Origin of the sequence: Streptomyces sp. NPDC056222 (genome assembly GCF_042264065.1) — a bacterium.
Lineage (GTDB): Bacteria > Actinomycetota > Actinomycetes > Streptomycetales > Streptomycetaceae > Streptomyces.
On sequence record NZ_JBHJTL010000036.1, the window covers coordinates 1 to 26,225 of the forward strand.

The window sequence follows — 26,225 nt, forward strand, 5'->3', positions numbered from 1 at the left end:
CCCGACGGCGCCGCCCCTTTGCGCCCCGTACGGACCGGGAGCCGGGGCCCGGCACGGGCACCTGTTCCGCGGGGGCTGGGGGTCCCCCCAGCCCCAGCGGAACAGGTGCCCACAACGGAGTGGGATTGGTGCGCGCCGCCCCGGCGGGGCACAGGCCCAAGGATCAAACCGCCGCCGCCCGCTCCGTGACGCGGCCGTCCTGGACCCGCACCGTCCCGTCCGCGCACGACAGATGCGTGTAGTCGTGCGTCACCAGGACCGTCGCCGTGGACCGCTCCCGCGTCAGCGTCGCGAGCAAGGCCACGACCTCCGCCCCCCGCTCATGATCCAACGCACTCGTCGGCTCGTCGACCAGCAGCACCGACGGTTCGTTCATCAGCGCCCGCGCGATGTTGACGCGCTGACGCTGACCGCCCGAGAGCTGGTGCGGGCGGCGCCCCGCCAGGTCCGCGAGGCCGACCGCGTCCAGGAGGGCCAGGGCCCGTTCCCGTACCGCCTTCGGCCTGGCTCCCGACAGATGCGCCATCACCTGCAACTGCTCCACCGCCGTCAGCGACCCCAGCAGATTCGGCTGCTGGAAGACGATCCCCACCCGTTCGCGCCGCAGCGCCGCCCGCCCCGCCGCATCCAGCGAACCCGTCTCCGTCCCGGCCACCACCACCCGCCCCCGGTCCGGGGTGACGAGCGTCGCGGCGACCGCCAGCAGGCTGGACTTTCCGGAGCCGGAGGGGCCGACGACCGCGGTCAGGTGGCCCGCCGGCACCTCCAGGGAGACCGAATCGAGGGCGGTGAGCCGCCCCTCGCCGTCCGGGTACGTCAGCGTCACGTCGTCGAGCAGCAGAGTCATCGGGCGCTCCCGAGCGCGGTCAGGGGGTCGACGGCGGTGATCCGCCGGATGGACAGGGCGGCGCCGAGGGCACCGAGGACGATCATCACGGCGGCGGGCCCGAGCACGGTCAGCGGTTCCAGGACGAACGGCACGTCCCCACCGCTGATCAGCACGCCGGCGCCGACCGCGAGGCCGGTGCCGAGCAGCGTGCCCGCGGTGAGCATCAGCACCGCCTGCCCGAGCGCGTCCCTCAGCAGGTACGGGGTCGAGGCGCCGAGCGCCTTCAGCACGGCCACGTCCCCGCTGCGCTGGATGGTCCAGACGGTGAAGAAGGCCCCTATCACGAGCGCCGAGATGACGAAGAGGAAGCCGCGCATCATCTGCAGCGAGCCGTTCTCGGCCTGGTAGGACCCTATGGCGGTCAGGGCCTCGTCGATGGTCCGCGACTCGGTGCCCAGTGCCGCGTCGCCCGCCCCGAGGTCCGCGCCCTCGGCGACGCTCAGCGCGATGACGGTGGCCTGCTCCTCCGGCGTGGTGCCGTTGTGCCCGAGCTGCTGCCAGTCGTCGAGCGAGGTCCAGGCCACGGGCGTGTGGCTGTACGAGGCGTCGCCCGACACGGCCGCGACGGTGGCCACCAGCGGACCGAGGCGTACGGCCCCGCCCTCCGCGACACCGAGCTCCTCGGCGGCGGACTCGGAGAGGACGACCCGGCCGGGTCCGAGCTTCCCGCTCTCCGGCGCGAGACCGGCCGTCGGCTCGGTACCGAAGGCGGAGACGGCCGCCGTACGGTCCCCGGCGGCGGCGTTGAGCGTGCGGATGCCGAGCGGCTGTGCGCTCGTGACACCGGGCCGCTTCGCCCACTGCCGCCACTCGCTCTCCGTCACCGTCGAGTTGGTGAAGGAGACCGACTGACCGGAGGGCGGTGCGGCGAAGGACAGCCGGTCCGCGGGCAGCCCCGTGATCGCCGAGATGTTCTCGCGGGCCAGCCCGGAGGTCAGCCCGGACAGCAGTCCGACGAGAAGTGTGATGAGCACGATCACCGTGCCCATCAGGGTGAATCGCCCCTTGGCGAATCTCAGGTCTCTCCATGCCACGAACATGGGACCAAGCTTCCCGGCGGCCGGTGGGCCGCGGCATCGCGCCACGGATGGCTCCGCAATCAAACTTTCGGTTGAGTCCGGATTGTCTGCCCCCGCCTACGCTGGACAGATCATGGACCCGCGTTCCCTCACCCCCGTTCTGCGCGCGCTGCGCCTCTGCCTGCATCTGCTGATGGCGGGCCTGCTCGCGCTGGCGGCGGTCCGGGCGGACTCGGGTGCCGGCGTCGCCCTCGCGGTGGTGACCGGCGCGGTGTACGCGACGGGCTCGGCCCTGCCGTCCGTACGGGACTCCCAGCGGGCCGCCGCGGTGTGGCTGGCGGCGCTGTGCGCGTCCTGGCTGGCGCTGCTGTGGGCCACCCCCGACGGGCTGTGGGTGGCCTTTCCGCTGTACTTCCTCCAGCTGCACCTGCTGCCGATCCGCTGGTCGCTGCCGGCGGTCGGACTGACGGCGTTCGCGGCGATCCTGTCGTACGTACGGCACGGCGCGCCGCTCAACCCCGGTGTCTTCATCGGGCCCCTGCTCGGCGCGGCCGTGGCGGTGGCGACGGTGCTCGGCTACCAGGCGCTGTACCGGGAGAGCGAGCGGCGACGGCGGATGGTCGAGGAGCTGATCGAGACCCGGGCGGAGCTGGCGGCGGCCGAGCGGCACGCGGGCACGCTCGCGGAGCGCGAACGCCTCGCCCGCGAGATCCACGACACGCTGGCACAGGGTCTCTCCTCGATCCAGCTGCTGCTGCGGGCGGCCGAGCGGACCCTGCCGGAGGGCTCGCCGGCCGCCGGGCACATCGAGCGGGCGCGGCGGGCGGCGCAGGACAACCTGGCGGAGGCGCGGCGGTTCGTACGGGCGCTGTCGCCGCCGGATCTGGAGCACGGTTCGCTGGCGGCCGCGCTGGAGCGGCTCTGCGAACCGAGCCCCGAGGTGCCGTTGCGGGCGCGCTTCACGCTGAGCGGGACGCCGGCGGAGCTGCCGACCCCGTACGAGGTGGCGTTGCTGCGCATCGCGCAGTCGGCGCTCGCGAACACGGTGCGGCACGCCTCGGCGGCGCGCGCGGAGATCACGCTGTCGTTCATGGACGCCTCGGTGACGCTGGACGTGGTCGACGACGGCAAGGGTTTCGACCCGGCTCTGCTCACCGCCTCCCCGGAGGGTGGATTCGGGCTGCCGGCCATGCGTTCGCGGGCGGAGTCGCTCGGTGGCACGTTCACGGTGGAGTCCGCGCCCGGTCAGGGCACGGCTGTCGCCGTCTCCCTCCCTCTTCCCGCTGGAGTGTCGACATGACGATCCGACTTCTGCTGGCCGACGACCACCCGGTGGTACGGGCCGGGCTGCGCGCGGTCCTGGACACGGAGCCGGACTTCGCCGTGGTCGGCGAGGCGGCGACCGCCGAACGGGCCGTGGAGCTGGCCGCGGCGGGCGGGGTGGACGTGGTGCTGATGGACCTGCAGTTCGGGGCCGGGATGCACGGCTCGGAGGCCACGGCGGCGATCACCGCGCGGGCCGGTGGCCCGAGGGTCCTCGTCCTGACCACGTACGACACGGACGCGGACATCCTGGCGGCGGTCGAGGCGGGCGCCTCGGGCTATCTGCTGAAGGACGCGCCGCCGGAGGAGCTGGCCGCGGCGGTCCGTACGGCTGCGGCGGGCCAGTCGGCGTTGGCCCCGGCGGTGGCGCACCGGCTGATGGACCGGATGCGGACGCCGGCGGAGGCGCTGACGAAGCGGGAGCTGGAGGTGCTGCAGCTGGTGGGCGAGGGCCTGTCGAACCAGCAGATCAGCAAGGCGCTGTTCCTCAGCCAGGCGACGGTGAAGTCCCACCTGGTGCACATCTTCGCCAAGCTCGGCGTGGACTCCCGCACGGCGGCCGTGGCGGCGGCGACGGCGCGCCGCCTGATCCGGCGGTAGCCACGCCGGGACGGGGCCTCGCAGGACGCGGGCCCTTCGGGGCGCGGGTCCCGGGTGCCCGCCGCCTCACTCGCCCGCGGCGGCCCGCCGTATCGCGTCGAGCGCGCGCGTCACGTCGTCGTCGGTCGTGGACCAGTTGCTGACCGAGATGCGCATGACCCGGCGGCCGTGCCAGGTGGAGCCGCTGATCCATGTCGTGCCGTCGTCGAGCAGCCGGGTGAGTACCCGCTCCGTACGGGCGTCGTCGCCGAACTCGGCGCAGACCTGGGTGAACACCACGTCGTTGAGGACGGTGGCGCCGTCGATCCCGGCGATGCCGGTGGCGAACGCGGAGGCGTGCCGGCACAGCCGCTCGACGAGGTCGGCCACGCCTGATCGGCCGAGGGACCTGAGGGCGGCCCATACGGGGAAGGCCCTGCCGCGCCGGGAGAGCTCGGGGACCTTGTCGATGGGGTCGCCGAGCGCGTGCTGGATGAGGTAGTCGCCCCGCAGTCCCATCGCCGCCCTCAGCGCGGACGGATCGCGCACGATCGCCAGGCCGCAGTCGTACGGGACGTTCAGGGTCTTGTGGGCGTCGGTCGCCCAGGAGTCGGCCAGCTCGCAGCCCGCCGTCAGATGCGCGTACCGCGGCGAGACGGCGGCCCAGAGCCCGAAGGCGCCGTCGACGTGCACCCATGCGTCCACCTCGCGAGCGGCCCGGATCGTCTCGGCGAAGGGATCGAAGGCGCCGGAGTGGATGTCTCCGGCCTGCAGGATCACAAGGGTGGGGCTCCGCCCGCCGGCCGCCAGGGTCTCCCGGAGGGCCTCGGGCCGGATGCGTCCCTGATCGTCCGCCGCCACCAGCTCGGGCCTCCCGAGGCCCAGGTAGCGCAGCGCCAGGTCGATGGCCATGTGGCGGTGCTCGCCGGCGACGACCCGTACGGCCGGCCCGCCCGCGAGTCCCTCACGGGCGACGTCCCCGCCGCCGCGCCGGACCACCTCGTCGCGCGCGGCGGCGAGGCAGGTGAAGTTCGCCATCGTGGCGCCCGTGGTGAAGCCGACGGCGCTGTCGTCCGGCAGACGGAGCAGATCGAGCAACCAGGCGCCGGCGATCTCCTCCGCCGCCGCGTACGCGGGGGTGACGGTGCGCATCACGGAGTTCTGGTCCCAGGCGCTGACCAGCCAGTCCGTGGCCAGCGCGGCCGGTTCTCCGCCGCCGACCACGAATCCGTAGAAGCGGCCGCTGGGGAACGCGGTGAGCCCGGGTTCACAGGCCGTGGCCAGCAGGTCGACGACGTCGGCGGGTGTGCCGGGACCGTCGGGCAGTGCGGCACCGAGCGCGCGCACGATCTCGTCGACCGAGGCGCGGGCGGGGACCGGGCGGTCGGACAGGCTGGCCAGCCAGCGGACGGCATGGTCGTACGCCTGACGCAGCGCCGCCTCGCGCGCGTCCATACTTCGGACTATGGGACAGTCGCCGCCGCCCCGCAAGCCGCGGCCGAGCCCGTCGCACGCGACGACGTCAGTGAAGCTCGCGCGGGGGCTCTCCGAAGAGCTCGACGGCCTGACGGACACCCGTAAGGCCGTTTGACAGGGCGCTGACGGAGCCGATCGAGCCGGCGATGAGCAGCAGGGAGCGGCGCAGTCGCCGTACCTCGGGGACTCCGCCGGCGGCCATCGCGTCCAGCGCGGCGAGTTCGTCCTCGGCGATGCCCCGGTCGGTGAACTCGACCGGATGGCCGGCCAGTTCGCGACGGAGCCGGGAGACGGCGGCACGCAGCTCCGCCACCCTCGGGTCCTCGCCGCTGCCGGTCCTCACACGCCTCTGCCCAACGCTTCGCAACAAGTTCTCCCCCTCGCACGACACTGTGCGGCGAACCCCACACACCGACCAGACCCGTCGAACGACGGTCAGGCGCCCGGAGCCGCGAGCCAGTTAACGCCATCGCGCGCCGGGTGCGCCACTCCGTGGACGTAATTCAGGCGTCCGTGTGCACGCCCGGCGCACGGGGGCGCATGGGGTATGCAGTCCTCATGACACAGACACCTCGTTCCTCCCCGCAGATCGCCGGTCTGCTGCTGGCCGCGGGCGGCGGGCGGCGCCTCGGTGGCCGCCCCAAGGCGCTCCTGACCCATCGCGGCCGCCCCCTGGTCGAGCACGCGGTACGCGTGCTGCGCGAGGGGGGCTGCGAGGTGATCCACGTCGTCCTGGGGGCCTCGGCCGGCCTCGTACGGGAGCGGGCCGAGCTCCCCGGCTGCGTCCTGGTCGACAACCCGGAGTGGGCGGAGGGCATGGGGTCGTCGCTGCGGTCCGGACTGGCCTCGCTCGCCGCCGACGCGCTGCCGGTGGACGCCGCACTGGTCTCCCTGGTCGACCAGCCGGGGATCGGCGCCGAGGCGGTGGCGCGGGTCCGGTCGGCGTACCGCTCGCGCGATTCCCTCGTGGCGGCCTCGTACGAGGGGAAGCGGGGCCATCCGGTGCTGTTCGGCGCGGCGCGCTGGGCGGGCATCGCGGCGGGTGCGGTCGGCGACCAGGGGGCACGTGACTATCTGAAGGCCCACCGGGATGCGATCACGCTCGTGGACTGCTCGGATGTGGCCGAGCCCTACGACATCGATACGGAGGCGGATCTGGCGCACCTGGAGTGAAGAACGTGGCACTGAGCGCCACCTTCTGTCGATCCAGAGAATCTCGACATCAACAAACGATTGAACTTCCACCATGAGGAAACTAGTATCCACTGTTCAGAAGCGCCTGATCCTCTGACGGCGCTCGCGGTCGTATCTCGGCGCACGCGGCACTCCGTGCCGAACCGCGACGCCCGGCGGCCGCAAGGCACCGCCCGTGAAGCCCGCTGAAGGAAGTGACAGTTCATGTCCGCACCAGCGCCGTCCCCCCTGGCCGTCGTCGAAGCCGAGCCCCTGCCGAGGCAGGAGGAGGTGCTGACCGACGCGGCCCTCGCCTTCGTGGCGGAGCTGCACCGGCGGTTCACGCCACGCCGGGACGAGCTCCTCGCCCGCCGGGCGGAGCGCCGCGCCGAGATCGCCCGTACCTCGACCCTCGACTTCCTCCCGGAGACCGCCGCCATCCGCGCGGACGACTCCTGGCGCGTCGCGCCGGCCCCGGCGGCCCTGAACGACCGCCGTGTCGAGATCACCGGCCCGACCGACCGCAAGATGACGATCAACGCCCTGAACTCGGGCGCCAGGGTCTGGCTCGCCGACTTCGAGGACGCCTCGGCCCCCACCTGGGAGAACGTGGTCCTCGGCCAGGTCAACCTGATCGACGCGTACACCCGGAACATCGACTTCACCGACCCGAGGTCGGGCAAGTCGTACGCCCTCAAGGCGGCCGACGAGCTGGCCACGGTCGTCATGCGGCCGCGCGGCTGGCACCTCGAGGAGCGCCACCTGACGTTCGAGGGCCGGCCGGTCCCCGGTGCGCTCGTCGACTTCGGCCTGTACTTCTTCCACAACGCCAAGCGCCTCATCGAGCTCGGCAAGGGCCCGTACTTCTACCTCCCGAAGACGGAGTCGCACCTGGAGGCCCGCCTCTGGAACGACATCTTCGTCTACGCCCAGGACTACGTCGGCATCCCGCAGGGCACCGTCCGCGCCACCGTGCTGATCGAGACGATCACGGCCGCGTACGAGATGGAGGAGATCCTCTACGAGCTCCGCGACCACGCGGCGGGCCTCAACGCGGGCCGCTGGGACTACCTCTTCTCCATCGTCAAGAACTTCCGTGACGGCGGCGCCAAGTTCGTGCTCCCGGACCGCAACGCGGTCACGATGACGGCCCCGTTCATGCGCGCGTACACCGAACTGCTCGTCCGCACCTGCCACAAGCGCGGGGCGCACGCGATCGGCGGCATGGCGGCCTTCATCCCGTCCCGCAAGGACGCCGAGGTCAACAAGGTCGCCTTCGAGAAGGTCAAGGCGGACAAGGACCGCGAGGCCGGCGACGGCTTCGACGGCTCCTGGGTCGCCCACCCGGACCTGGTCCCGATCGCCATGGCCTCCTTCGACGCGGTGCTCGGCGACAGGCCGAACCAGAAGGACCGGCTGCGCGAGGACGTCTCGGTGGCGCCCGGCGAACTGATCGCGATCGACTCCCTCGACGCGAAGCCGACGTACGACGGCCTGCGCAACGCCGTCCAGGTCGGCACCCGCTACATCGAGGCGTGGCTCCGCGGCCTCGGCGCGGTCGCCATCTTCAACCTGATGGAGGACGCCGCCACGGCCGAGATCTCGCGCTCGCAGATCTGGCAGTGGATCAACGCCGGTGTGGAGTTCGAGCACGACGGAAAGACCGTGAAGGCCACTCCCGAGCTGGCCCGCAAGGTCGCGGCGGAGGAACTGGCCGCGATCCGCGAGGAGATCGGCGAGGAGGCCTTCGCGGCCGGCAAGTGGCAGCAGGCGCACGACCTGCTGCTGCATGTCTCCCTCGACGCCGACTACGCCGACTTCCTGACGCTCCCGGCGTACGACCAGCTGACCGGCTGACCGGTCTGGCCGGCTGACCCGCACAGCAGCCGAGCAGCACCTTCGGTCACATCACGAACAGGCTCCGCCCCCGGTGAACGCACAGCACCGGGGGCGGAGCCATTTTCGCTCCAGTGCGTTTCACAGGGCATGTGACGCAACCGAGACGCGCAGCTACCTAGCGGTAACAAGCCACGGCATGCCAGATTCCGCCTTGCCACCGGCCGGCGGCTGTCCCTCACTCCACTGCAAGGACGCAGGAGCACAGCCATGCCCACCCCCCGCCGCTCTCCCCACCGCGCCCTGCGCGCGGTTCTCGCCGCCTCGCTGGCCGTCACCGGCCTGGTGGCCGCCGGTGGCACCTCCCCCGCCGCCGCGAGTTCCGGTTCCGGCCCCACCGCCGTCGTCTCGATGGGCGACAGCTACATCTCCGGAGAAGCCGGGCGCTGGCAGGGCAACAGCCTCACCACCAGCGGCAGCCGCAACGGGACCGACCGGGCTTGGACGGGAAGCACGTACGACCCCTCCCGGGTGTACGGCACCACCGCCGCCAACGGCTGCCACCGCTCCGACGCGTCCGAGGTGAAGAGCGCCACCGGGATCGCCTCCGCGCTGATCAACATCGCCTGTTCCGGAGCCACGACCGAGAACGTCTTCCGGTCGTCGACCGGCGGCCGGGCGTACAAGGGTGAGGCCCCGCAGGCCGACCAGCTCGCCGCTGTCGCGGCCTCCCACGACGTGAAGACGATCGTGCTGTCCATCGGCGGCAACGACCTGGGCTTCGCCGACATCATCCGGAGCTGCGCGACCGACTACATCGTCTGGTACTCGTACTGCCACGACGACCAGCAGGACGAGGTCGACGCGAAGATCGATGCCGCGATGGCGGGCGTCGGCAAGTCCGTGGACGAGATCCGGGCGGTGATGTCCGGCGCCGGGTACGCCGCCTCCTCCTACCGGATCGTGCTCCAGTCGTACCCCTCCCCCATCCCGCGCGCCGCGGACAACCGCTACGGCGAGAGCGGCTGGAGCCGTACCAACACGGGCGGCTGCCCGTTCTGGAACCTGGACTCCGACTGGGCCCGGGACTCGCTCGTCCCGCAGGTCGCCAACCGCCTCAAGGGTGTCGCCGCGGCCAAGGGCGTGCAGTTCATGGATCTGCGGGACATGCTGCAGGGCCGCGAGGTGTGCGCGAAGGCCAGCAAGCAGGTCAGCGCCACGGTGCCGGCCTCGGCCACGACCAGCGAATGGGTGCGCTGGATCGACCAGAACGAGACGCAGGGCCCGATCCAGGAGAACGTGCACCCCAACCACTACGGCCAGTCGGCGCTCGGCCGCTGTCTCGCGCTGATCCACGCGCAGCCGAGCGGGAACTTCTCCTGCCGCAACACGGCGGGCGCCGGGGCCTCCGGGATGTACCTGACGGCCGTCTCCTGACGGCCGTCAGCCTCGACCCCCACGGGGTCGCTCAGCGGGCGCGGCGCCTCCCCCGGTTCCGGCGCCGTGCCCGCGGCTTCCCCGTCCTCGCCTCGGACAGTCCGGGCACCTTGAAGCCGAGCGCGCCGAGCGTCCGCTCCGCCCGGTACGGGTCGGCCGCCGCCATCTCCTTCACCAACGCGTCGACACCGCCCGGCCAGCCCTCGGCGGCGGAGTCGAGGACCGCCCGCCCGCCCGTGCGGCGGGAGAGCCGGTCCAGGATCAGCACGGCGCGGGCGGACAGCGGCACTCGGGTCTCGTCCGCCGGCTCGCCCCTGGCCCGCAGGACGCCGTACGCGTACGCACCCATCACCGGGTCGTCGAGCGCTCCACGCAGCGCTTCGACGGGCGCGGCGGCCGGGTCGAGGAAGCCGAACACCGCGCGGGTGTCGGCGGCCTCGTAGGTCCCGGCGTTGACGGTGCCGAGGGCGGCGAGCAGCTGGGACCAGGCGTCGTCGGTGTCCCCGCGGGCGTGGAGCCAGTCGGTCAGGACGCGCGTGGCGGGGGAGGCGGCCCAGCCCTCCGCGGCGGCGATCACGGTCGGGGCGTCCCAGGCTGTGGTCTCCGCGGCGTCGGGTGCCGCGACGCCGCGGACCCGCATCAGGTAGTGCAGGACCTCGACGCCCCACGGGGTGAGGCCGAAGGCGTCGCCGGTACGGAAGACCATCCCGGTCCCGGCCAGCCGGTCGACGGTGTCGGCCATGGCCCGCGCGGACGGTTCGAGGCGAGCGCGGTCGTCGTCGGTGACGGGGATCCCCACGAGCCGGGACAGCTCGTCGACGGGTGGGACGACATAGGCGTCATGGGCCTTCGCCGGTACGAGTACGGGCGCGTCCTCCAAGCGGGGGTCGACCGGCCAGTCCTCGAACTCGGCGGCCCTGCGGGCGACCGATTCGGCGCAGGAGCCCCGCTGGTAGAGCGCGTACAGCAGATGGGCGGCCTCTCCGTCGTACAGGCCGCCGGTCTCGCTCTTCATCTCCTCGACGGCGGCGGCGAGCAGATCTGCACCGGCCTCGACGGACCGCTGGGGGTCGTGCGCCTCGACGGGCGGCGGCGGCAGCGGAACGGCGGAGTCCTCGTAGTAGTTCAGGTGCTCGTCGAGGAGGGTGTCGGCGAGGACGAGGTGCGGGAAGGCGTCCGGGCCGGGCGCGAGATGGGCGTACGGCCCCGCGAGCGCCCCGGCGAGCCCCGCGGCGGTCCAGCGGTCCACCAGTCGGCCCGCGACCTCCCCGACCCCGTGCGAGACGTCCCCGTCGGAGAGCAGCGGCCCGGCGGGCGAGGGTGCCTCCGCCTCTCGTACGTACGCGCTGGTGAGCGCCTCGGCGAGCACCATGTCGGCGAGCTCGCTGCGGTTCATCAGATCGGCCCTGCGCAGCCCGTCCGGCGGGGTCACCCCGTCGTGGGCGGCGAGCCAGGCACGCACGGCAGCGGCGTCACCGGGGTCGGCGCCGTCGGCCCGCAGCAGCGAGGCGTACCAGCGCTGCCAGGTCAGATTGCCGGGATCCCGCATCGCCCGCTCGAAGTCGGGCACGATCTCCTCGATGGCGGCCACGATCCGCGCCTGCCGCTTGGCGTTGAGCCGCCCGGCCTCCCGGACGCGCTCGGTGAGCGCCACCAGCACGGCGGGGTAGGCCGCCAGTTCCTCGGGCGTCGCGTACACGAAGGCCGGTACGTCCTCGACGAGAAGATGCCGCACGAGGTGCACGGTCGGCTCGGGCAGCCCGCTCCGCCGGTCGGCCCCGCGCAGCGACAACAACCCGAGCACGGCGTCGGCGGCGCGTGCGGACGAAGGGTCGCGGAGCTCCGGGGTTCCGTCGAGGAACGCGTCGAGCCCGGTGTTGGAGAGCACGGTCCCTGCCACCTTTCCCAGGGTAGTTCCGGCGCGCGCCGGACGCCGACGCCCGTGGCGGCGCCGTCATGGGACGACAACGGTCCGCTGGGCGGAGAAGTCACCCCAGGTCCCGTCGGGGAGGCGGGCGCGGAGTTTGACGCTGTAGCGGGTGCCGGGGGTGGTGGGGACCGTGAAGGTGTAGGTGGCGGGGCCGGGTGGGGGCTCGGCGCCCCAGACGATCGTCGTGGCGAAGGATTCATTGAGATAGAGCTGGTGCTCCTTGACCGGGGCGCCGGTGCCCGGCGGGGTCCAGGTGAGGGTGATCTCACCCTTGGTGGCGGTCGCCTTCAGGTTCGTCGGGGCGGTGTTGGGGGCGGCGCCGGGGGCCGGGGTGGTGGTGAGGTCCGCCGGGTTGCTGTCCGGGGAGGAGTTCTCCGCGGCGTCGCGGGCGCGGACGGTGAACGAGTAGACCGTGCCGGGCCGCAGGCCGGTGATGCGGGCGGTGGTCGCCGTGCCGGGGACGGTGTGGACGCGGGCGTCGGCCTGGTAGACGTCGTACGCGGTGATCCTGGTGTCGTCGCGGGCCGGGGTCCAGGTCAGGGTGGCCGCGTGGCTTCCGGTGGGGGTGGCGCGCAGGGCTCGCGGGGCCGTCGGGGGTGTGCGGTCCTGGGCGGTCGCCGCGAGGGTGGTGGCGGGGACGGGCGCGCTGGGCGCGGAGCGGTTTCCGGCGGCGTCGCGGGCGCGGACGGTGAAGGTGTACGGGGTGGCGGGGGTGAGGTTCACGATGTCGACCATGAGGGTCCTGGCGGGGAGGTCCTTCACCTTGCGGCCCTGCTGGTAGACCTCGTAGCCGGTGATCCCGCGGTCGTCGGTGGCCGCGCTCCACATGACGTGGACGGTGCTCGCGCTGCCGGCGGACGCGGTGACTCCGGTGGGGGTGGTGGGGCTGCGGGTGTCCTTCTCCGGGCCGCCGGAGCAGGCCGCGATGGCGAGGGCGGCGACGGTCAACACACTGGCGGCGAGCGGGCGTTGCACAGGAATGCCTCCGTCCGTCGGAATGGTCCAGACCTGTATGGCAGGTGTCCGGCAGGTCGGCAAGAGGGCGGCCGTCGGTGCGACTGTCAGTGGGGTGCGTTTCACTGGTTCGTCACTCTCCGTGACCGAATTCAGGGGGAAGCATGACGGACCGTATGACGTATGTGACGCTCGCCGGACTGCGGGCGCGCGGCTGGACCGACGCGATGGTGCGCGACCTGCTGGGGGCGCCCGACGTGCAGGGGCGGGATCCGCGGCGGTGGTCGATCGCGCCGGTGCGGCTGTATCGCCAGGCGCGGGTGGAGGCGGTGGAGCGGACACCGGAATTCACCCGGTGCGCCGCCTCCTCGGGGCGGCGCTCCTCGGCCGCCGAGGCGGGGGCCGAGGCCCGTCGGCAGGCGGTGCTCGCCGCGATCCGGGCGGAGCCGATCGAGGTGCCGCGTCTCCCCGCCGCCGAGCTGGAGCGGCGGGCCGTGCGACATCGCCATCTGCTCGGCGCCCGGAGTCCCGGAGGGGTGGCGGCGGGGGCGCTGGTGCGGTGGCAGGTGAGCTATCTGCGGCACGCGCTGTCGCGGTACGAGACGCTGCTCGACGGGCTGTACGGGTCGACGGGCCGGGCGGAGGCCGAACGACTGCTGAGCCGACGGCTGTACGAGGCGATCGCGGCGGCCTATCCCGTGCTGGCGAAGGAGTGCGGGCGCCGGATCGGCACGGACCGATGAGTTCTGGCGTCCTCGACGGTCTCAGTTTGCATGGAGAAGACGGAGCACATCGATCTGGGAACGGCCGCCGAGCGGGTGGCACGACTCGCCGAGGGCATCGGCGACGAGCGGCTCGGGGACCCGACACCCTGTCCCGAGTACGCGGTGCGGGAGGTGCTCGCCCATGTCGCGAGCCTGAGCGTGGCCTTCCGCGACGCGGCCCGCAAGGACTTCGGGGCGACGACCGGCACACCGCCCGGCTCGGTCCGGCCGGTCCTGGAGGACGACTGGCGTGCGGCCCTGCCGAAGGCCCTGAACGAACTGGCGGCGGCCTGGCGCGAGCCGGGCGCCTGGGAGGGGGACACCCAGGCGGGCGGCATCGACATGCCCGCGGCCGTCATGGGCATGGTCGCGCTGAACGAGCTGCTGATCCACGGCTGGGACCTGGCGCGCTCGACGGGCCAGGTGTACGAGGTGAGCGAGGAGGAACTGGCCGTGTCCGAGGCCCTGCTGACTCCGGAGGAGGACGCTCCGGCCGAGGAGGGCTTCTTCGGCCCGATCGTCCCGGTCCCGGACGGCGCTCCCCTGCTCGACCGTGTGGTGGGCCTGAGCGGCCGACACCCGGACTGGCGTCCGCCGGCGTCCTGATCCGCAGGCGGCCGCCGCCGGCACTGTGCCGGAGAAGGTGGTCCCGGTACTCGGTGGGGAAGGTGATCCCCAGCTCCTCCTCCGCTTCGCGGACCTCCGGCGCGGACAGCGGCGGCGGGGCGGGGTCGCCGTACTGCTCCCAGGTCCGACCGCTCAACTCGTCGAAGCGGTGCCCCCGGTGCACGCGTCGGGCTTCGGCCGTCCAGTCGGTCGTCATGGGAGAGAGGGTAGAGAGGACGATCACCGTGAGGTGCCGGGGGTGGGCGTCAGAAGCCGCGCGAGCCTGCGGCAGGCCGCCGGGATCGGGGCGATCACCGGTGTCTCGAACCGGGCGCGCAAGGACTCGGCCGCCTCGCCCAGTGGGCCGCCACCGATGACGACGGCCCGGGCACCGTCCCGTACGACACACTCCTGGACCGCCCGCGCCAGGCTCTCGCGGAGCGCATCCGGGTCGGCGGACAGGGCCTGCGGGTCTCCCTCGGTCAGACGGAGGCCGGTGAAGCGGTCGGAGAGGCCGAGGGCGGCCACCCGTTCGACGATGGACCCCGCCAGCCACGGTGTGGTCGTCGCGATGCCGAACTGCCGCCCGGATGCGGCGGCCTCGAGCACGGCCGCCTCCCCGATGCCGACGACCGGCACCGGTCCGCGCGACGAGGCCAGGGTGAGCGCCCGCAGTTCCGCGAGCCCCGGGTCGCCGAAAGCGGCCACCAGCAGCGCCCGGCAGGTGCCGGAGACCAGGGCTCGGCGGCCGGCGGCGACCACCTCCGGGGCGGCGGCGCGCAGGGCATCCGGGTCGGTGAGCATCCGCGGGCCGCGCGCCACGGTCACCCCACGGACCGAAGGTCCCAGCGTCCGCCGGGCGATCGCGGTCATCATCGCGGTCGTGTCCGTCGACGTGTTGGGGTTGATGAGGACGATGGTCGGCGCCGCGTCGGGGTCGGCGGAAGCGGCGGGCTCCGCATGGACGCCGCGGTCTGCCGTTCCACGCACGACACCGGCCCCCGCGGCATCCGCGGGGACCGGCTCGATGGACGGACGGGGCGTGTTCAGTGGACGTGCGCCGCCTTGGACGTCCGGGCCTCGGAGATCTCCTCGCCCGGTTCCATGGGCGCGGTGACCGTGTCCTCGTCGCCGCGCTTGCCGAGGTGGTTGAAGACCAGGTTCAGCAGGACCGCCGCGACACAGCCGGTCGAGATGCCCGAGTCCAGGATGATCTTCGCGGTCTCCGGGAAGGCGTGGTAGAACTCCGGCGCCGTGATCGGGATGATGCCGACGGCCAGCGAGACCGCCACGATCAGCACGTTGTTGTCCTTCTCCAGGCCGGCCTTGACCAGGGTCTGGATGCCGCTCGCCGCGACGGAGCCGAAGAGGACCACGCCCGCGCCGCCGAGCACCGGCCGCGGAACGACCGAGATCAGCGAGGCCGCGATCGGCGAGAGGCCCATCAGGACCAGGAAGCCACCACCGCAGGCGACGACGAAGCGGCTGCGGATCTTCGTCATGGCGACAAGACCGATGTTCTGGGCGAAGGCGCTGCACATGAAGCCGTTGAAGAACGGGCTGATGGCCGAGCCGAGGGTGTCGGCGCGCAGTCCGGCCGCGATGGTCTTCTCGTCGGCCGGACGGTCGACGATCTCGCCGAGCGCGAGCATGTCGGCGGTCGACTCGGTCATCGAGACCAGCATGACCACGCACATGGAGATGATCGCGGCGAGCGCGAACTGCGGGGCGCCGAAGTGGAACGGCGACGGGAAGCCGATCACGGACGCCTCGGCCACCGGGCTGAAGTCCGTGACGCCGAACGGGATCGCGATGAGGGTGCCGATGACCAGACCGACAAGGACGGCGATCTGCTTCAGGAAGCCCCGTGTGAAGCGCCGCAGGACGAGTACGACGACGAGCGTGATCGCCGCGAGGGTGAGGTAGGTCGTCGAACCGTAGTCCTCGGCCGTCGGATTGGGCCCTTGGGCCCAGCCGAAGGCGACCGGAAGGAGCGAGATGCCGATGAGGGTGATCACGGTGCCGGTGACCACGGGCGGGAAGAAGCGGACGAGCTTGGAGAAGTACGGGGCGGCTATGAAGCCGAGGAGGCCCGCGACGATGATCGCGCCGAAGATGATCGGCAGGGCGTCGGCCTTGTCGTCGGTGGTGTCGACGATCGCCAGCATGGGGGCGACGCCGGCGAAGGTGACGCCGTTGACGAACGGCAGCCGGGCGCCGATCTTCCAGACGCCTAGTGTCTGGAGGAAGGTGGCGAGTCCCGCGGTGAAGAGGCTGGCTCCGGTGAGGAAGGTCAGTTCGGTGCCGGAGAGTCCGACGGCCGCGCCGACGATCAGGGGCGGGGCCACGACCCCCGCGTACATGGCGGCCACGTGCTGGAGACCGCTGGTGAACATTTTCAGGGGCGGCAGAGTCTCGTCGACCGGGTGCTTCTGGTCTTCGGTGTCGGCGCCTGCGTCTTGCGCATCATTGCGAAACCTGGGCTTGGTGGCCACGGAGGTTCCTCCGGTCGGGTAACACGTCGGCGGGGACGTGGGTGTCATGGAGGTGGTGCAAAGCGGTGCAGGTCGTGCGCCTCACGGGTGCGGCTCATGAGGAAGTGGGGGGTACTTCTTCATCCTTCGTCAATGCGTCGTGTGCCCGGGGAGGCCTGGAGGGCTGGCACACGTCGACCGTCCGGGGGGTGCCGTACCTCTTTACGTACGGGCACCCCCCGTCCGGCCGGCCACGGGCCCCGCTCGGGTCCGTGGCGACCGACCGAGGGCCGTCCCCCTCGGTCGGACTCCTTGGGGAGGATCAGCCCTGGGCCGTGATACGGGCCAGGCGCTGGGCCTCCGCGCGCGCGTCGCGGGCGATCGCCTCTTCGTCCGCGAACAGCAGGCGGTTGTTCTCGACGATCTGCTTGCCGTTGACGAACGAGGCCGTCACCGGGGCAGCGGCGCCGAACACGATCGCGGTGACCGGGTCGGCGATCGACGAGTGGCCGATGCCGTCGATCTTCCAGAGCACGAAGTCGGCGAGCTTGCCGGCCTCCAGAGAACCGATGTTGTCGGCGCGGCCGAGGACCTGGGCGCCACCGTACGTACCGAGGCGCAGCGCCTGGCGGGCGTTGAGCGCGGACTCGCGGTGGGCGCCGAGACGGTTGATGAGGAGCGCGTTGCGCAGCTCGGTGTGGAGCTCGCCCGACTCGTTGGAGGCGGTGCCGTCGACACCGAGGCCGACCGGGACGCCGGCCCGCAGCATGTCCGGGACGCGGGCGATGCCCGCGGCCAGCCGCGCGTTGGAGGACGGGCAGTGGGCGACACCGGTCTTCGTACGGGCGAAGGCCTCGATGTCGGAGTCGTTCATGTGGACGCAGTGGGCCATCCACACGTCCTCGCCGAGGAAGCCGGTCGACTCGAAGTAGTCCGTCGGACCCATGCCGAAGAGCTCGTGGCAGAACTTCTCCTCCTCCACGGTCTCCGAGCCGTGGGTGTGCATCCGCACACCGAGACGGCGGCCGAGCGCGGCGCCTTCCCGGAGCAGCTCGGTGGAGATGGAGAACGGGGAGCAGGGGGCCACGGCGACCTGGGTCATCGCGTCGAAGGAGGCGTCGTGGTACTTCTTCACCGTCTCCTCGGTCGCCGCGAGGGCGCCCTCGGTGGTCTCGACGGCGAAGTCCGGCGGCAGGCCGCCGTCCTTCTCGCTGCGGTCCATCGAACCACGGGCGAGGGTGAAGCGGACACCCATGTCCTGGGCGGCCCCGATGATGGCACCGGACAGGTCGCCGGAGCCCTTCGGGTAGACGTAGTGGTGGTCCATCGCGGTGGTGACACCACCGCGGGCCATCATGGCCAGCGAACCCTGGGCGGCGACGCGGACCATGGCCTCGTCGATGCGGGCCCAGGTCGGGTAGAGGGCGACCAGCCAGTTGAAGAGGTTGTGGTCGGTGGCCAGGCCCCGCGTGATCCACTGGTAGAAGTGGTGGTGGGTGTTGATCAGACCGGGCGTCACGAGATGACCGGTGGCGTCGATCCGGCGGACCACGTTCTCCAGGCCCTCGGGCGCCTTGCCGGCTCCGATGGACTCGATCCTGTTGCCGGCGACGACGAGGTAGCCGGTGGCGTACTCGGTGTCGTTGGCGTCTACGGTCGCGATCGCACAGTTCTCGACGACGATGCGTTCGACAGTCGAAGGTGCTGCCATGGCGGTGCTTCCTTCATTCCTCGGGGGTGGTGTGGGCACGGCAGGACCCTAGGAGGATTTGAGTGCCGGGGCCGTGTGACGGCTCCGGGTGCCGAGATGGTGGAAGAAAAGATTGAGCGAGACCGCTACGAGCGCTCCCGCGCTGATGCCCGAGCCGAGCACGGTCTGCGCCCAGGCCGGGAAGTCGGCGTAGAAGGTGGGCGCGGCGAGCGGGATGATGCCCGCTCCGAGCGCGACGGCCACCAGGATGATGTTGGAGCTGTCGTCGAGTCCGGCTTCCGAGAGGGTACGGATTCCGGAGACGGCGATCGAGCCGAAGAGGACGATGCCGGCACCCCCGAGGACCGGCATGGGGACCATCGACACGACCGCGCCGAGGACCGGGAAGGCGCCGAGGACGAGCAGGGCGCACCCCGCGACGGCGACGACGTAGCGGGAGCGGACCCGGGTCAGCGAGACCACTCCGACGTTCTGGGCGAAGGCGGAGGTGGGGAAGCCGCCGAAGACGGGTCCGATCAGGGTGGCGATGCCGTCGGTCCGCAGACCACGGGTGATCGTACGACCGTCGCTCCTGCGCTCGCAGATCTCGCCGAGGGCGAGCATCCCGGCGCTCGACTCGGTCATGAGCACCAGCATCACGATGCACAGGGAGAGGATCGCGGCGGGCTGGAACTCCGGTGCGCCGAAGGCGAAGGGTCCGGGCAGGGCGGCGACGGGCGCCTCGCGCAGGGCGGTGAAGTCGGCCATCCCGAAGGGGATCGCGGCGAGTGTTCCGATGAACAGACCGAGGAGCAGGGCGATCTGCTTGAGGAAGCCCTTGGCGAAGCGCTGGAAGAGCAGGATCACCACGAGTGTGAAGGCGGCTAGTGCCAGGTACTTCATGGCACCGAAGTCAGCGGCTTCCTTGTTCCCGCCCTGGGCCCAGCTCACCGGTACGGGCATCAGGGTGACGCCGATCAGGGTGATCACGACGCCGGTGACGAGCGGCGGGAAGAAGCGGAGCAGCCGGCCGAAGAAGGGGCCGACGGCGAGGCAGAACACTCCGGCTACCATCACCGCGCCGTAGATGGCGGGGAGTTGGTGGCCGGGGGCGCTGGTCTCGGCGATGGCGAGCATCGGGGCGATGCCCGCGGACGAGGCGGCGTTGACGAACGGGAGCCGGTTTCCGGCGAAGCGGCCGGCCCCGAGGGTCTGGAGGATGGTGGCGCAGCCGGCGATGAGGAGGCTCGCGGCGATGAGCCGGGTCATTCCCGCGGCGTCCAGGCCGACCGCCTGGCCGATGATCAGCGGGGGCGTGACGACTCCCGCGTACATGGCGGCGATGTGCTGGAGCGCGGCGGGGACGAGCCGCGAGGCGGGGAGCTTCTCGTCCACCGGGTGGACCTCGGTCGACGTGGCCGAGGAGGTGTCCGGCGGTGTGGAACACGGGCCTTCTGCGGATGCCGGCCCCGATGCGGGCTGTGCCATGGGTAGGTCCCTCCGGTGGTGGCGGCCCCCGCCCGACTGCGGGCGGGCGGGGGCGGCCACGAGGTGCCGCTTAGAGGTTGGTCATGTCGACCGGGATCTGCGCCGTGGCTCCGTCCCGCAGCACCGTGGCCTCGATGAGGCCGTAGGGGCGGTCGGCGGCGAAGTAGACCTCGTTGTCGTTCTTGAGCCCGAAGGGCTCAAGGTCCACCAGGAAGTGGTGCTTGTTCGGGAGCGAGAAGCGGACCTCGTCGATCTCCGAACGGTGGTTGATGATCCGGGTGGCCATCTGGTACAGCGTCTGCTGCAGCGAGTACGAGTACGTCTCCGAGAAGGCCTCGAGCATGTGGCGCCTGGTCTGCGCGTAGGACTTCTCCCAGTTGGGCATCCGCTGGTCGTCGTCGGTCCAGTTGAACCGCCAGCGACCGGACACCTGCGTGGCCAGGATGCGGTCGTACGCCTCCTGGAGCGTCGTGTACTTGTCCTTGATGTAGCCCCAGAACTCCGAGTTGGTGGAGTTCATGACGATGAGGTCCTTGAGGCCGGAGATGACCTCCCACTTCTCACCGTCGTACGTGATCTGGGAGACGCGGGTCTCCTGGCCCTTGCGGGCGAAGGAGTGGTTCACCTCGTCCGAGCCGATGAACTTGGAGTTGGCGTCGGAGCTGGCGATCCGCTCCCACGAGTACTCCTCGATCCGGATGCGCGCCCGCTTGATCGGCTCCTGGCTGGTCACGAAGTGACGCGCCAGGTGGATGCCGAACTGCTCGGCCGACTCGATCCCGTACTCCTTGGCGAAGGCGTACACGGTGTTCTTGGTCGTGTCGGTCGGCAGGCAGTGGGCGTTGGAGCCGGTGAGGTGGACGTCGTCGAGGTCGCCGGAGAGGGCGACGGAGACGTTCAGGTCCTTGATGTGGTGGGTGGCGCCGTCCCGCGTGATCTTGACGACGCGGTTCTCTGCTTTGCCGTACTGGTTCTGGCCGAGAATCGTGGGCATGTCTGCTAGCTCCCTCGGTAAACGGAGTAGCCGAACGGGTTGAGCAGCAGCGGTACGTGGTAATGCTCGCCCGGCTTGACGGCGAACGTGATCGCCACCTCCGGGAAGAACGCACCGCTGTCCCTTACGCGGGGGGCGTCCTGCTGCGCCTCGGCTTGCTTCTTGGAGAAGTACGCCTCGGTCTCGAAGTCGAGACGTACGTGGGTGGTGCCCTCCGGCAGGGCCGGCAGGTCCTTGCAGCGCCCGTCCGCGTCGGTGGCGGAGCCACCGAGCGTGACCCACTGCGCGTCGAAGCCACTGCGGGCCGCGAGCGTGATGGCCACGCCCTCGGCGGGGCGGCCGATGCTGGTGTCCAGGATGTGGGTGGACACCGAAGCGGTGGTGTCGGTGCTCATGCGTTCTCTTCCTCGTTCTCTGCGCGCTCTACGAGACGGGTCAGCCTGATGCGGTTGATCTTGCCCAGTTCGGTGCGGACGATCTCCCGCTCCTTCTCGGGCGAGTTCTCGATCCGCTCACGGACCGCGTCGCGCATCTGCTCACCGGTCTTGCCGGTCGCGCAGATCAGAAAGACATGACCGAACTTGTCCTGGTAGGCCAGGTTGAGTTCGAGCATCTCGGCCTTGAGCTCCTCGGAGGCGCCGGCCATCCCGCTCTGCTCGCGGGAGGAGGTCGGGTCCCCTGCCTTCGGACGACCGATCGGCGGGTGGCCCGCCATCGCCTCGGCCAGATCCTCGACGGTCAGCTCGGCCATGGCGGCGTCGCTGGCGAGGAAGAGGGCTTCGGCGGTGGAGTACGGGCGCCGGGCGAGCAGCTTGCTCCCCCACGCCGAGCTGGAGCACACCTCGTGGAGTGCGGCGACAGCGTCGCTGTCCGCCGAGGTGTTGAACCGGGCCAGGCCCGGTGTCGTACCTGAAGTCACGGGAAGCCTCCGTGGCTGTTTTTCGCTGTGCGTCGGACGGGCTGCGGATAGCTAACGCCCTCCCGCAACACCACGTCAACACTTTGTTGAAAACTCGGCCACACAAAAGCCGTCGTCCCGACATCTGGACGACGGCTTGTGGCCAATCATGATCAACTAGCCCTCCTTGGGGGCCTTTTCCCTGCTCAGGGCGGTCTCCCGGTTCAGGTAGTTGTACACGGTGAACCGGCTGACACCGAGTGCCCCGGCCACCGTCTCCACCCCGTGCCGCACCGAGAAGGCACCGCGCGCCTCGAGCATCCGGACCGCCTCCTGCTTGGTCTTGCGGTCCAGCTCGGCCAGTGGCATCCCGTGCCTGCGCTCCATCGCGGCGAGAATGTGATCCAGCGACTCCGAGAGCTGCGGCAGACGCACGGCGAGGACGTCCTCCCCCTCCCAGGCGAGCACCACATCGTCGCGCTCGGCCTGCTCGGGGCCCAGTATCTCCGCGCCCATGGCATCGACCAGCGGCTTCACCGCGGCGATCAGCGGGTGTTCGATCACGACTCCTCCCCGATCACATTGACCTGGAGGGAGACGCGGGTCGCGCCGGCCGCCAGGGACTTGCGCAGCAGCGCGTCCACGGCCGTCAGCACCTCGTCGGCGCCCCCTTCCGCAGTGTTTCCGAAGGGACCGACATCCACCGCGTCCAGCCGGGCCGCCTGGATGACCTCACGAGCCACGACCGCGTGGGCCGGCGCCTCGTCGAGGTCGAACGGCTCGGTCGTGAACTCCACTTTCAAACGCACCATGCCCCCCACGCTACTGGCCGGGAGTCGGCCGACGGCAGCCCTGAGCTGCCGGACCCTCTTGACAAGTGGGGCGCCCCGCTTGCAACATTCCGTCAGACAGAAACTTACTTCCGCAATACGGAAGGAGCGCCGCCCCTCATGGGATACACGGACCAGCGCTTCGATGTGAACCTGTCGATCCTCTTCACGGAACTCCCGCTCCTGGAGCGCCCCGCGGCCGCCGCCGCGGCGGGCTTCACCGCGGTCGAGCTGTGGTGGCCCTGGATCGACACCGCCACCCCCGACCAGAGCGAGCTCGACGCGCTCAAGAAGGCTCTGGACGACGCCGGCACCCAGCTGGTGGGCCTGAACTTCTACGCCGGCCGGCTGCCCGGCCCCGACCGCGGCGCCCTCTCCGTACCCGGTGAGGAGTCGGACCGCTTCCGCGCCAACATCGAGGTGGCGGCCGACTTCGCCGCCTCGGTGGGCTGCAAGGCGCTCAACGCGCTCTACGGCAACCGCGTGGAAGGCGTCGACCCGCAGATCCAGGACACCCTCGCCCTGGAGAACCTGGTCCTGGCGGCCCGCGCGGCCGACCGGATCGGCGCGATCCTGCTGGTCGAGACCCTGAACAAGCCGGAGTCGCCGCTCTACCCGCTGGTGAGCGCCCCCTCCGCGATCGAGGTCGTCGACAAGGTCAACGCGGCCACCGGGCTCGACAACGCCAAGTTCCTCCTCGACATCTACCACCTGTCGATGAACGGCGAGGACGTCAGCCAGGTCATCGCGCAGTACGCCGACAAGACCGGCCACGTCCAGATCGCCGACAACCCGGGCCGTGGCGCGCCGGGCACGGGCGACCTGCCGTTGGAGCAGCTCCTCGACGAGCTCAAGAAGGCCGGTTACGACGGCTGGGTCGGCCTGGAGTACAAGGCCGCCGACGCCGCCGCGTCCTTCGAGTGGCTCCCCGCCGAGGCCCGCGCCGCCCGCTGACACCGGACGGGGGCCGACACCCCCGTCCGCCCGAGCCGGGCGTCAGCTCCCCCTGACATCGCACAACCCCGAGAGGTACCCCCAATGAGCAACCTCCCCAAGATCGCGTGGATCGGCCTCGGCATCATGGGTTCGCCCATGTCCGAGAACCTGATCAAGGCCGGTTACTCCGTCACCGGCTTCACCCTGGAGCAGGACAAGCTGGACCGCCTCGCCGCGGCCGGCGGCACGGTCGCCGGGTCGATCGCCGAGGCCGTCGAGGACGCCGACGTGGTCGTCACGATGGTGCCCGCCTCCCCGCAGGTCGAGGCCATCTCCTACGGCCCCGAGGGCATCCTGGAGAACGCCAAGCAGGGCGCGCTGATCATCGACATGTCGTCGATCACCCCGCAGACCTCGATCGACCTCGCCAAGAACGCCGCCGAGAAGGGCATCCGCGTCATCGACGCCCCGGTGTCCGGCGGCGAGGCCGGCGCCATCGAGGCCGTCCTGTCGATCATGGTGGGTGGCGAGCAGGCCGACTTCGACGAGGCCCTGCCGGTCCTCGAGGCCCTCGGCAAGACCATCGTCCTGTGCGGTCCGCACGGCTCCGGCCAGACCGTGAAGGCCGCCAACCAGCTCATCGTCGCCGTCAACATCCAGGCGTGCGCCGAGGCCGTGGTCTTCCTCGAGAAGTCCGGCGTGAACCTCCAGGCCGCCCTGGACGTCCTCAACGGCGGTCTGGCCGGCTCCACGGTCCTGACCCGCAAGAAGGACAACTTCCTGAACCGGGACTTCAAGCCCGGCTTCCGGATCGACCTGCACCACAAGGACATGGGCATCGTCACCGACGCCGCCCGCAACGTCGGCGCGGCCCTCCCGGTCGGTGCCGTCGTCGCCCAGCTGGTCGCCTCCCTGCGTGCGCAGGGCGACGGCGGCCTGGACCACTCGGCCCTGCTGCGCGCCGTCGAGCGCCTCTCCGGCCAGCAGGTCTGACCCATCCCCCTCACGGGGCCCTGATTTCCGGACGGCGGCGGCGCTGACAACTGTCCTGTCGCGCCCAGGCGCCGTCGCCGTCCGGAACACCACACTTCATTTTCAACAAACTGTTGACGTCTCGTTCCGGGCGTATTTACGCTCCAGAGCACCCAGCAGTGCAGCTCCCGTACGGAAGGTCACGATGTCGAAGCGCGTGCTTACGACCGAGTCCGGCGCCCCCGTCGCCGACAACCAGAACTCCGCCACCGCCGGCGTCGGTGGCCCCATCCTCCTCCAGGACCAGCACCTGCTGGAGAAGCTCGCGCGCTTCAACCGTGAGCGGATCCCGGAGCGTGTGGTGCACGCCCGCGGCTCCGGCGCGTACGGCTACTTCGAGGTGACCGACGACGTCACCGGCTTCACCAAGGCCTCCTTCCTCTCCGAGGTCGGCAAGCGGACCGAGACGTTCATCCGCTTCTCCACCGTGGCCGACTCGCTCGGTGGCGCGGACGCCGTCCGTGACCCACGCGGCTTCGCGCTGAAGTTCTACACCGAAGAGGGCAACTACGACCTCGTCGGCAACAACACCCCGGTGTTCTTCATCAAGGACCCGATCAAGTTCCCCGACTTCATCCACTCCCAGAAGCGCGACCCCTTCACGGGCAAGCAGGAGCCGGACAACGTCTGGGACTTCTGGGCGCACGCCCCCGAGGCGACGCACCAGATCACCTGGCTCATGGGTGACCGCGGCATCCCGGCCTCGTACCGTCACATGAACGGCTACGGTTCGCACACCTACCAGTGGACCAACGAGGCGGGCGAGGCCTTCTTCGTCAAGTACCACTTCAAGACGAACCAGGGCATCCGCTCCCTCTCCGCCGAGCAGGCCGCCGAGGTCGTCGGCCAGGACGCGAACTCGCACCAGACCGACCTGCTGCAGGCCATCGAGCGCGGTGTGAACCCCTCGTGGACCCTGTACGTCCAGGTCATGCCGGCCGCCGAGGCCGCGGACTACCGCTTCAACCCGTTCGACCTCACCAAGGTGTGGCCGCACAGCGACTACCCGCTGCAGCGCGTGGGCCGTCTGGTCCTCGACCGCAACCCGGACAACGTCTTCGCCGAGGTCGAGCAGGCCGCGTTCTCCCCGAACAACTTCGTCCCGGGCATCGGTCCCTCGCCGGACAAGATGCTCCAGGGCCGCCTCTTCGCCTACGCGGACGCCCACCGCTACCGCCTCGGTGTCAACCACACCCAGCTGCCGGTGAACGCCCCGAAGGCGACCGTGGCCGAGAACTACGGCCGCGACGGCTTCATGGCCACCCGTCAGGGCTCGCGCCACGACAAGAACTACGAGCCCAACTCGTACGCCGGTCCCTCGCAGACCGACGAGGCGCTCTCCGCCCCGCTGGCGATCCACGGCTGGACCGGCACCCACGCGGCGCCCGAGCACGCCAAGGACGACCACTTCTTCCAGGCCGGTGAGCTCTACCGCCTGATGTCGGAGGACGAGAAGAAGCGGCTGATCGCCAACATCGCCGGCGGCCTCTCCCAGGTCTCCCGCGAGGACGTCGTCGAGAAGAACATCGCGCACTTCGCCGCCGCCGACGCGGACTACGGCAAGCGCGTGGAGGAGGCGGTCCGCGCCCTGCGCGAGGACTGATCTCGACACGGTTTCCAGACCGCGTACGGCACTTGACGGGAGGTCAGCTGCCGTACGCCGTCCGAACCGACGGCCCGGATGAGGGGTGGCCGGCGGAACGGACAGCGTGAGGACCGCGGCGGTGTGCGAGCCAGTGCGGTGGTAAGGGCGAACCGGGCCCCTTCTTGACCTGAAGGAAGGGATCCCCGGGCAGCTCGTCGTCGCCGCCGCGGTCCCAACGCCCCACCTCCCCCCAAGACTCCGCCCGGCGGCGCGAACGTCCTGTCGCGCCAGCCTCGCACCGTCGGGCGGGCA

Annotated in this window: 25 protein-coding genes; 10 read left to right on the forward strand and 15 right to left on the reverse strand. The window is 71.1% G+C overall.

The features are described from left to right. Window positions 1–163 precede the first annotated feature (163 nt). The gene (locus ACFC0D_RS18685; protein WP_376436789.1) at window positions 164–847 is read right to left on the reverse strand and encodes an ABC transporter ATP-binding protein; all 684 of its coding nucleotides are present in this window, start codon (window positions 845–847) and stop codon (window positions 164–166) included. After that, complete coding sequence (locus tag ACFC0D_RS18690) at window positions 844–1,929, reverse strand: ABC transporter permease (RefSeq protein ID WP_376436792.1); 1,086 nt, start codon at window positions 1,927–1,929, stop codon at window positions 844–846. Before ACFC0D_RS18690 ends, ACFC0D_RS18685 begins: the two co-directional genes overlap by 4 nt. Before the next feature lie 112 nt (window positions 1,930–2,041). Here ACFC0D_RS18690 and ACFC0D_RS18695 point away from each other — a divergent pair, with 112 nt between their 5' ends. Beyond that, entirely contained in the window at window positions 2,042–3,208 is a 1,167-nt protein-coding gene (locus ACFC0D_RS18695) for a sensor histidine kinase (RefSeq protein WP_376436795.1), read from the forward strand. Next, window positions 3,205–3,831 (forward strand): response regulator, encoded by a 627-nt coding sequence (locus ACFC0D_RS18700; RefSeq protein WP_376436798.1) that lies wholly within the window; start codon window positions 3,205–3,207, stop codon window positions 3,829–3,831. Before ACFC0D_RS18695 ends, ACFC0D_RS18700 begins: the two co-directional genes overlap by 4 nt. Before the next feature lie 66 nt (window positions 3,832–3,897). Here ACFC0D_RS18700 and ACFC0D_RS18705 read toward each other — a convergent pair whose 3' ends face one another. Together ACFC0D_RS18705 and ACFC0D_RS18710 are read right to left on the reverse strand one after the other, a co-directional pair. Then, window positions 3,898–5,265: a pyridoxal phosphate-dependent decarboxylase family protein gene (locus tag ACFC0D_RS18705; protein ID WP_376436800.1), complete on the reverse strand. Its 1,368-nt coding sequence runs from the start codon at window positions 5,263–5,265 to the stop codon at window positions 3,898–3,900. A gap of 67 nt (window positions 5,266–5,332) precedes the next feature. After that, window positions 5,333–5,656 carry a DUF5955 family protein gene (locus tag ACFC0D_RS18710; RefSeq protein WP_376436803.1) on the reverse strand — a complete coding sequence of 108 codons (324 nt, stop codon included), beginning with the start codon at window positions 5,654–5,656 and terminating at the stop codon, window positions 5,333–5,335. Window positions 5,657–5,844: 188 nt separating this feature from the next. Between ACFC0D_RS18710 and ACFC0D_RS18715 the strand changes: the two genes are divergently transcribed. The 3 genes from ACFC0D_RS18715 (at window position 5,845) to ACFC0D_RS18725 (ending at window position 9,732) form a co-directional block, all read left to right on the forward strand. Continuing rightward, on the forward strand, window positions 5,845–6,459 hold the full coding sequence (locus ACFC0D_RS18715) for an NTP transferase domain-containing protein (protein ID WP_376436806.1): 615 nt from the start codon (window positions 5,845–5,847) through the stop codon (window positions 6,457–6,459). 225 nt (window positions 6,460–6,684) lie between these two features. Next, on the forward strand, window positions 6,685–8,316 hold the full coding sequence (aceB, locus tag ACFC0D_RS18720) for a malate synthase A (RefSeq protein WP_376436809.1): 1,632 nt from the start codon (window positions 6,685–6,687) through the stop codon (window positions 8,314–8,316). A gap of 249 nt (window positions 8,317–8,565) precedes the next feature. Then, window positions 8,566–9,732, forward strand: coding sequence for a GDSL-type esterase/lipase family protein (locus tag ACFC0D_RS18725; protein WP_376436811.1), 1,167 nt, complete (start codon window positions 8,566–8,568; stop codon window positions 9,730–9,732). Between the two features lie 31 nt (window positions 9,733–9,763). Here the strand turns inward: ACFC0D_RS18725 and ACFC0D_RS18730 are convergent, their stop codons facing one another. Together ACFC0D_RS18730 and ACFC0D_RS18735 are read right to left on the reverse strand one after the other, a co-directional pair. Beyond that, entirely contained in the window at window positions 9,764–11,632 is a 1,869-nt protein-coding gene (locus ACFC0D_RS18730) for a hypothetical protein (RefSeq protein WP_376436814.1), read from the reverse strand. 54 nt (window positions 11,633–11,686) lie between these two features. Continuing rightward, window positions 11,687–12,637: a fibronectin type III domain-containing protein gene (locus ACFC0D_RS18735; RefSeq protein WP_376436817.1), complete on the reverse strand. Its 951-nt coding sequence runs from the start codon at window positions 12,635–12,637 to the stop codon at window positions 11,687–11,689. Between the two features lie 143 nt (window positions 12,638–12,780). On the opposite strand from ACFC0D_RS18735, the gene ACFC0D_RS18740 reads away from it, so the two are divergent. Then, on the forward strand, window positions 12,781–13,359 hold the full coding sequence (locus tag ACFC0D_RS18740; RefSeq protein WP_376436820.1) for a hypothetical protein: 579 nt from the start codon (window positions 12,781–12,783) through the stop codon (window positions 13,357–13,359). A 30-nt stretch (window positions 13,360–13,389) separates the two neighbouring features. After that, entirely contained in the window at window positions 13,390–13,986 is a 597-nt protein-coding gene (locus tag ACFC0D_RS18745; RefSeq protein WP_376436823.1) for a TIGR03086 family metal-binding protein, read from the forward strand. A gap of 240 nt (window positions 13,987–14,226) precedes the next feature. On the opposite strand, the gene ACFC0D_RS18750 is transcribed toward ACFC0D_RS18745, so the two are convergent. The 9 genes from ACFC0D_RS18750 to ACFC0D_RS18790 all read right to left on the reverse strand — a co-directional run bounded on the left by ACFC0D_RS18750 (window position 14,227) and on the right by ACFC0D_RS18790 (window position 22,339). After that, complete coding sequence (locus ACFC0D_RS18750; RefSeq protein ID WP_376436825.1) at window positions 14,227–14,976, reverse strand: aspartate/glutamate racemase family protein; 750 nt, start codon at window positions 14,974–14,976, stop codon at window positions 14,227–14,229. 56 nt (window positions 14,977–15,032) lie between these two features. Then, window positions 15,033–16,481, reverse strand: a complete 1,449-nt coding sequence (locus ACFC0D_RS18755; RefSeq protein WP_376436828.1) for a nucleobase:cation symporter-2 family protein — start codon at window positions 16,479–16,481, stop codon at window positions 15,033–15,035. Window positions 16,482–16,782: 301 nt separating this feature from the next. After that, on the reverse strand, window positions 16,783–18,171 hold the full coding sequence (locus ACFC0D_RS18760; RefSeq protein WP_376436831.1) for an 8-oxoguanine deaminase: 1,389 nt from the start codon (window positions 18,169–18,171) through the stop codon (window positions 16,783–16,785). Window positions 18,172–18,219: 48 nt separating this feature from the next. After that, window positions 18,220–19,638 carry a nucleobase:cation symporter-2 family protein gene (locus ACFC0D_RS18765; RefSeq protein WP_376436834.1) on the reverse strand — a complete coding sequence of 473 codons (1,419 nt, stop codon included), beginning with the start codon at window positions 19,636–19,638 and terminating at the stop codon, window positions 18,220–18,222. A 70-nt stretch (window positions 19,639–19,708) separates the two neighbouring features. Continuing rightward, window positions 19,709–20,632 carry a factor-independent urate hydroxylase gene (gene pucL, locus ACFC0D_RS18770; RefSeq protein WP_376436837.1) on the reverse strand — a complete coding sequence of 308 codons (924 nt, stop codon included), beginning with the start codon at window positions 20,630–20,632 and terminating at the stop codon, window positions 19,709–19,711. Between the two features lie 5 nt (window positions 20,633–20,637). Continuing rightward, entirely contained in the window at window positions 20,638–21,027 is a 390-nt protein-coding gene (gene uraH, locus ACFC0D_RS18775; protein WP_355106814.1) for a hydroxyisourate hydrolase, read from the reverse strand. Next, the gene (uraD, locus tag ACFC0D_RS18780; RefSeq protein ID WP_376436841.1) at window positions 21,024–21,551 is read right to left on the reverse strand and encodes a 2-oxo-4-hydroxy-4-carboxy-5-ureidoimidazoline decarboxylase; all 528 of its coding nucleotides are present in this window, start codon (window positions 21,549–21,551) and stop codon (window positions 21,024–21,026) included. Before uraD ends, uraH begins: the two co-directional genes overlap by 4 nt. A 156-nt stretch (window positions 21,552–21,707) precedes the next feature. Beyond that, entirely contained in the window at window positions 21,708–22,046 is a 339-nt protein-coding gene (locus ACFC0D_RS18785; protein WP_362359103.1) for a helix-turn-helix domain-containing protein, read from the reverse strand. A 44-nt stretch (window positions 22,047–22,090) separates the two neighbouring features. Beyond that, on the reverse strand, window positions 22,091–22,339 hold the full coding sequence (locus ACFC0D_RS18790; protein WP_362359105.1) for a thiamine-binding protein: 249 nt from the start codon (window positions 22,337–22,339) through the stop codon (window positions 22,091–22,093). A 141-nt stretch (window positions 22,340–22,480) separates the two neighbouring features. Between ACFC0D_RS18790 and ACFC0D_RS18795 the strand changes: the two genes are divergently transcribed. The 3 genes from ACFC0D_RS18795 (at window position 22,481) to ACFC0D_RS18805 (ending at window position 25,931) form a co-directional block, all read left to right on the forward strand. After that, the gene (locus ACFC0D_RS18795; RefSeq protein ID WP_376436844.1) at window positions 22,481–23,314 is read left to right on the forward strand and encodes a TIM barrel protein; all 834 of its coding nucleotides are present in this window, start codon (window positions 22,481–22,483) and stop codon (window positions 23,312–23,314) included. 84 nt (window positions 23,315–23,398) lie between these two features. Then, the gene (locus ACFC0D_RS18800) at window positions 23,399–24,289 is read left to right on the forward strand and encodes a 2-hydroxy-3-oxopropionate reductase (protein ID WP_376436847.1); all 891 of its coding nucleotides are present in this window, start codon (window positions 23,399–23,401) and stop codon (window positions 24,287–24,289) included. 184 nt (window positions 24,290–24,473) lie between these two features. Next, complete coding sequence (locus tag ACFC0D_RS18805; protein WP_376436849.1) at window positions 24,474–25,931, forward strand: catalase; 1,458 nt, start codon at window positions 24,474–24,476, stop codon at window positions 25,929–25,931. The last annotated feature ends 294 nt before the right edge of the window (window positions 25,932–26,225 follow it).

Excerpts from the sequence above, each read along its gene's own strand:
- ACFC0D_RS18685 (WP_376436789.1), bottom strand. The coding sequence starts at position 847 with ATGACTCTGCTGCTCGACGACGTGACGCTGACGTACCCGGACGGCGAG.
- ACFC0D_RS18690 (WP_376436792.1), bottom strand. The coding sequence starts at position 1,929 with ATGTTCGTGGCATGGAGAGACCTGAGATTCGCCAAGGGGCGATTCACC.
- ACFC0D_RS18695 (WP_376436795.1), top strand. The coding sequence starts at position 2,042 with ATGGACCCGCGTTCCCTCACCCCCGTTCTGCGCGCGCTGCGCCTCTGC.
- ACFC0D_RS18700 (WP_376436798.1), top strand. The coding sequence starts at position 3,205 with ATGACGATCCGACTTCTGCTGGCCGACGACCACCCGGTGGTACGGGCC.
- ACFC0D_RS18705 (WP_376436800.1), bottom strand. The coding sequence starts at position 5,265 with ATGGACGCGCGCGAGGCGGCGCTGCGTCAGGCGTACGACCATGCCGTC.
- ACFC0D_RS18715 (WP_376436806.1), top strand. The coding sequence starts at position 5,845 with ATGACACAGACACCTCGTTCCTCCCCGCAGATCGCCGGTCTGCTGCTG.
- aceB (WP_376436809.1), top strand. The coding sequence starts at position 6,685 with ATGTCCGCACCAGCGCCGTCCCCCCTGGCCGTCGTCGAAGCCGAGCCC.
- ACFC0D_RS18725 (WP_376436811.1), top strand. The coding sequence starts at position 8,566 with ATGCCCACCCCCCGCCGCTCTCCCCACCGCGCCCTGCGCGCGGTTCTC.
- ACFC0D_RS18740 (WP_376436820.1), top strand. The coding sequence starts at position 12,781 with ATGACGGACCGTATGACGTATGTGACGCTCGCCGGACTGCGGGCGCGC.
- ACFC0D_RS18745 (WP_376436823.1), top strand. The coding sequence starts at position 13,390 with ATGGAGAAGACGGAGCACATCGATCTGGGAACGGCCGCCGAGCGGGTG.
- ACFC0D_RS18760 (WP_376436831.1), bottom strand. The coding sequence starts at position 18,171 with ATGGCAGCACCTTCGACTGTCGAACGCATCGTCGTCGAGAACTGTGCG.
- ACFC0D_RS18765 (WP_376436834.1), bottom strand. The coding sequence starts at position 19,638 with ATGGCACAGCCCGCATCGGGGCCGGCATCCGCAGAAGGCCCGTGTTCC.
- pucL (WP_376436837.1), bottom strand. The coding sequence starts at position 20,632 with ATGCCCACGATTCTCGGCCAGAACCAGTACGGCAAAGCAGAGAACCGC.
- uraH (WP_355106814.1), bottom strand. The coding sequence starts at position 21,027 with ATGAGCACCGACACCACCGCTTCGGTGTCCACCCACATCCTGGACACC.
- ACFC0D_RS18785 (WP_362359103.1), bottom strand. The coding sequence starts at position 22,046 with ATGGGCGCGGAGATACTGGGCCCCGAGCAGGCCGAGCGCGACGATGTG.
- ACFC0D_RS18795 (WP_376436844.1), top strand. The coding sequence starts at position 22,481 with ATGGGATACACGGACCAGCGCTTCGATGTGAACCTGTCGATCCTCTTC.
- ACFC0D_RS18800 (WP_376436847.1), top strand. The coding sequence starts at position 23,399 with ATGAGCAACCTCCCCAAGATCGCGTGGATCGGCCTCGGCATCATGGGT.
- ACFC0D_RS18805 (WP_376436849.1), top strand. The coding sequence starts at position 24,474 with ATGTCGAAGCGCGTGCTTACGACCGAGTCCGGCGCCCCCGTCGCCGAC.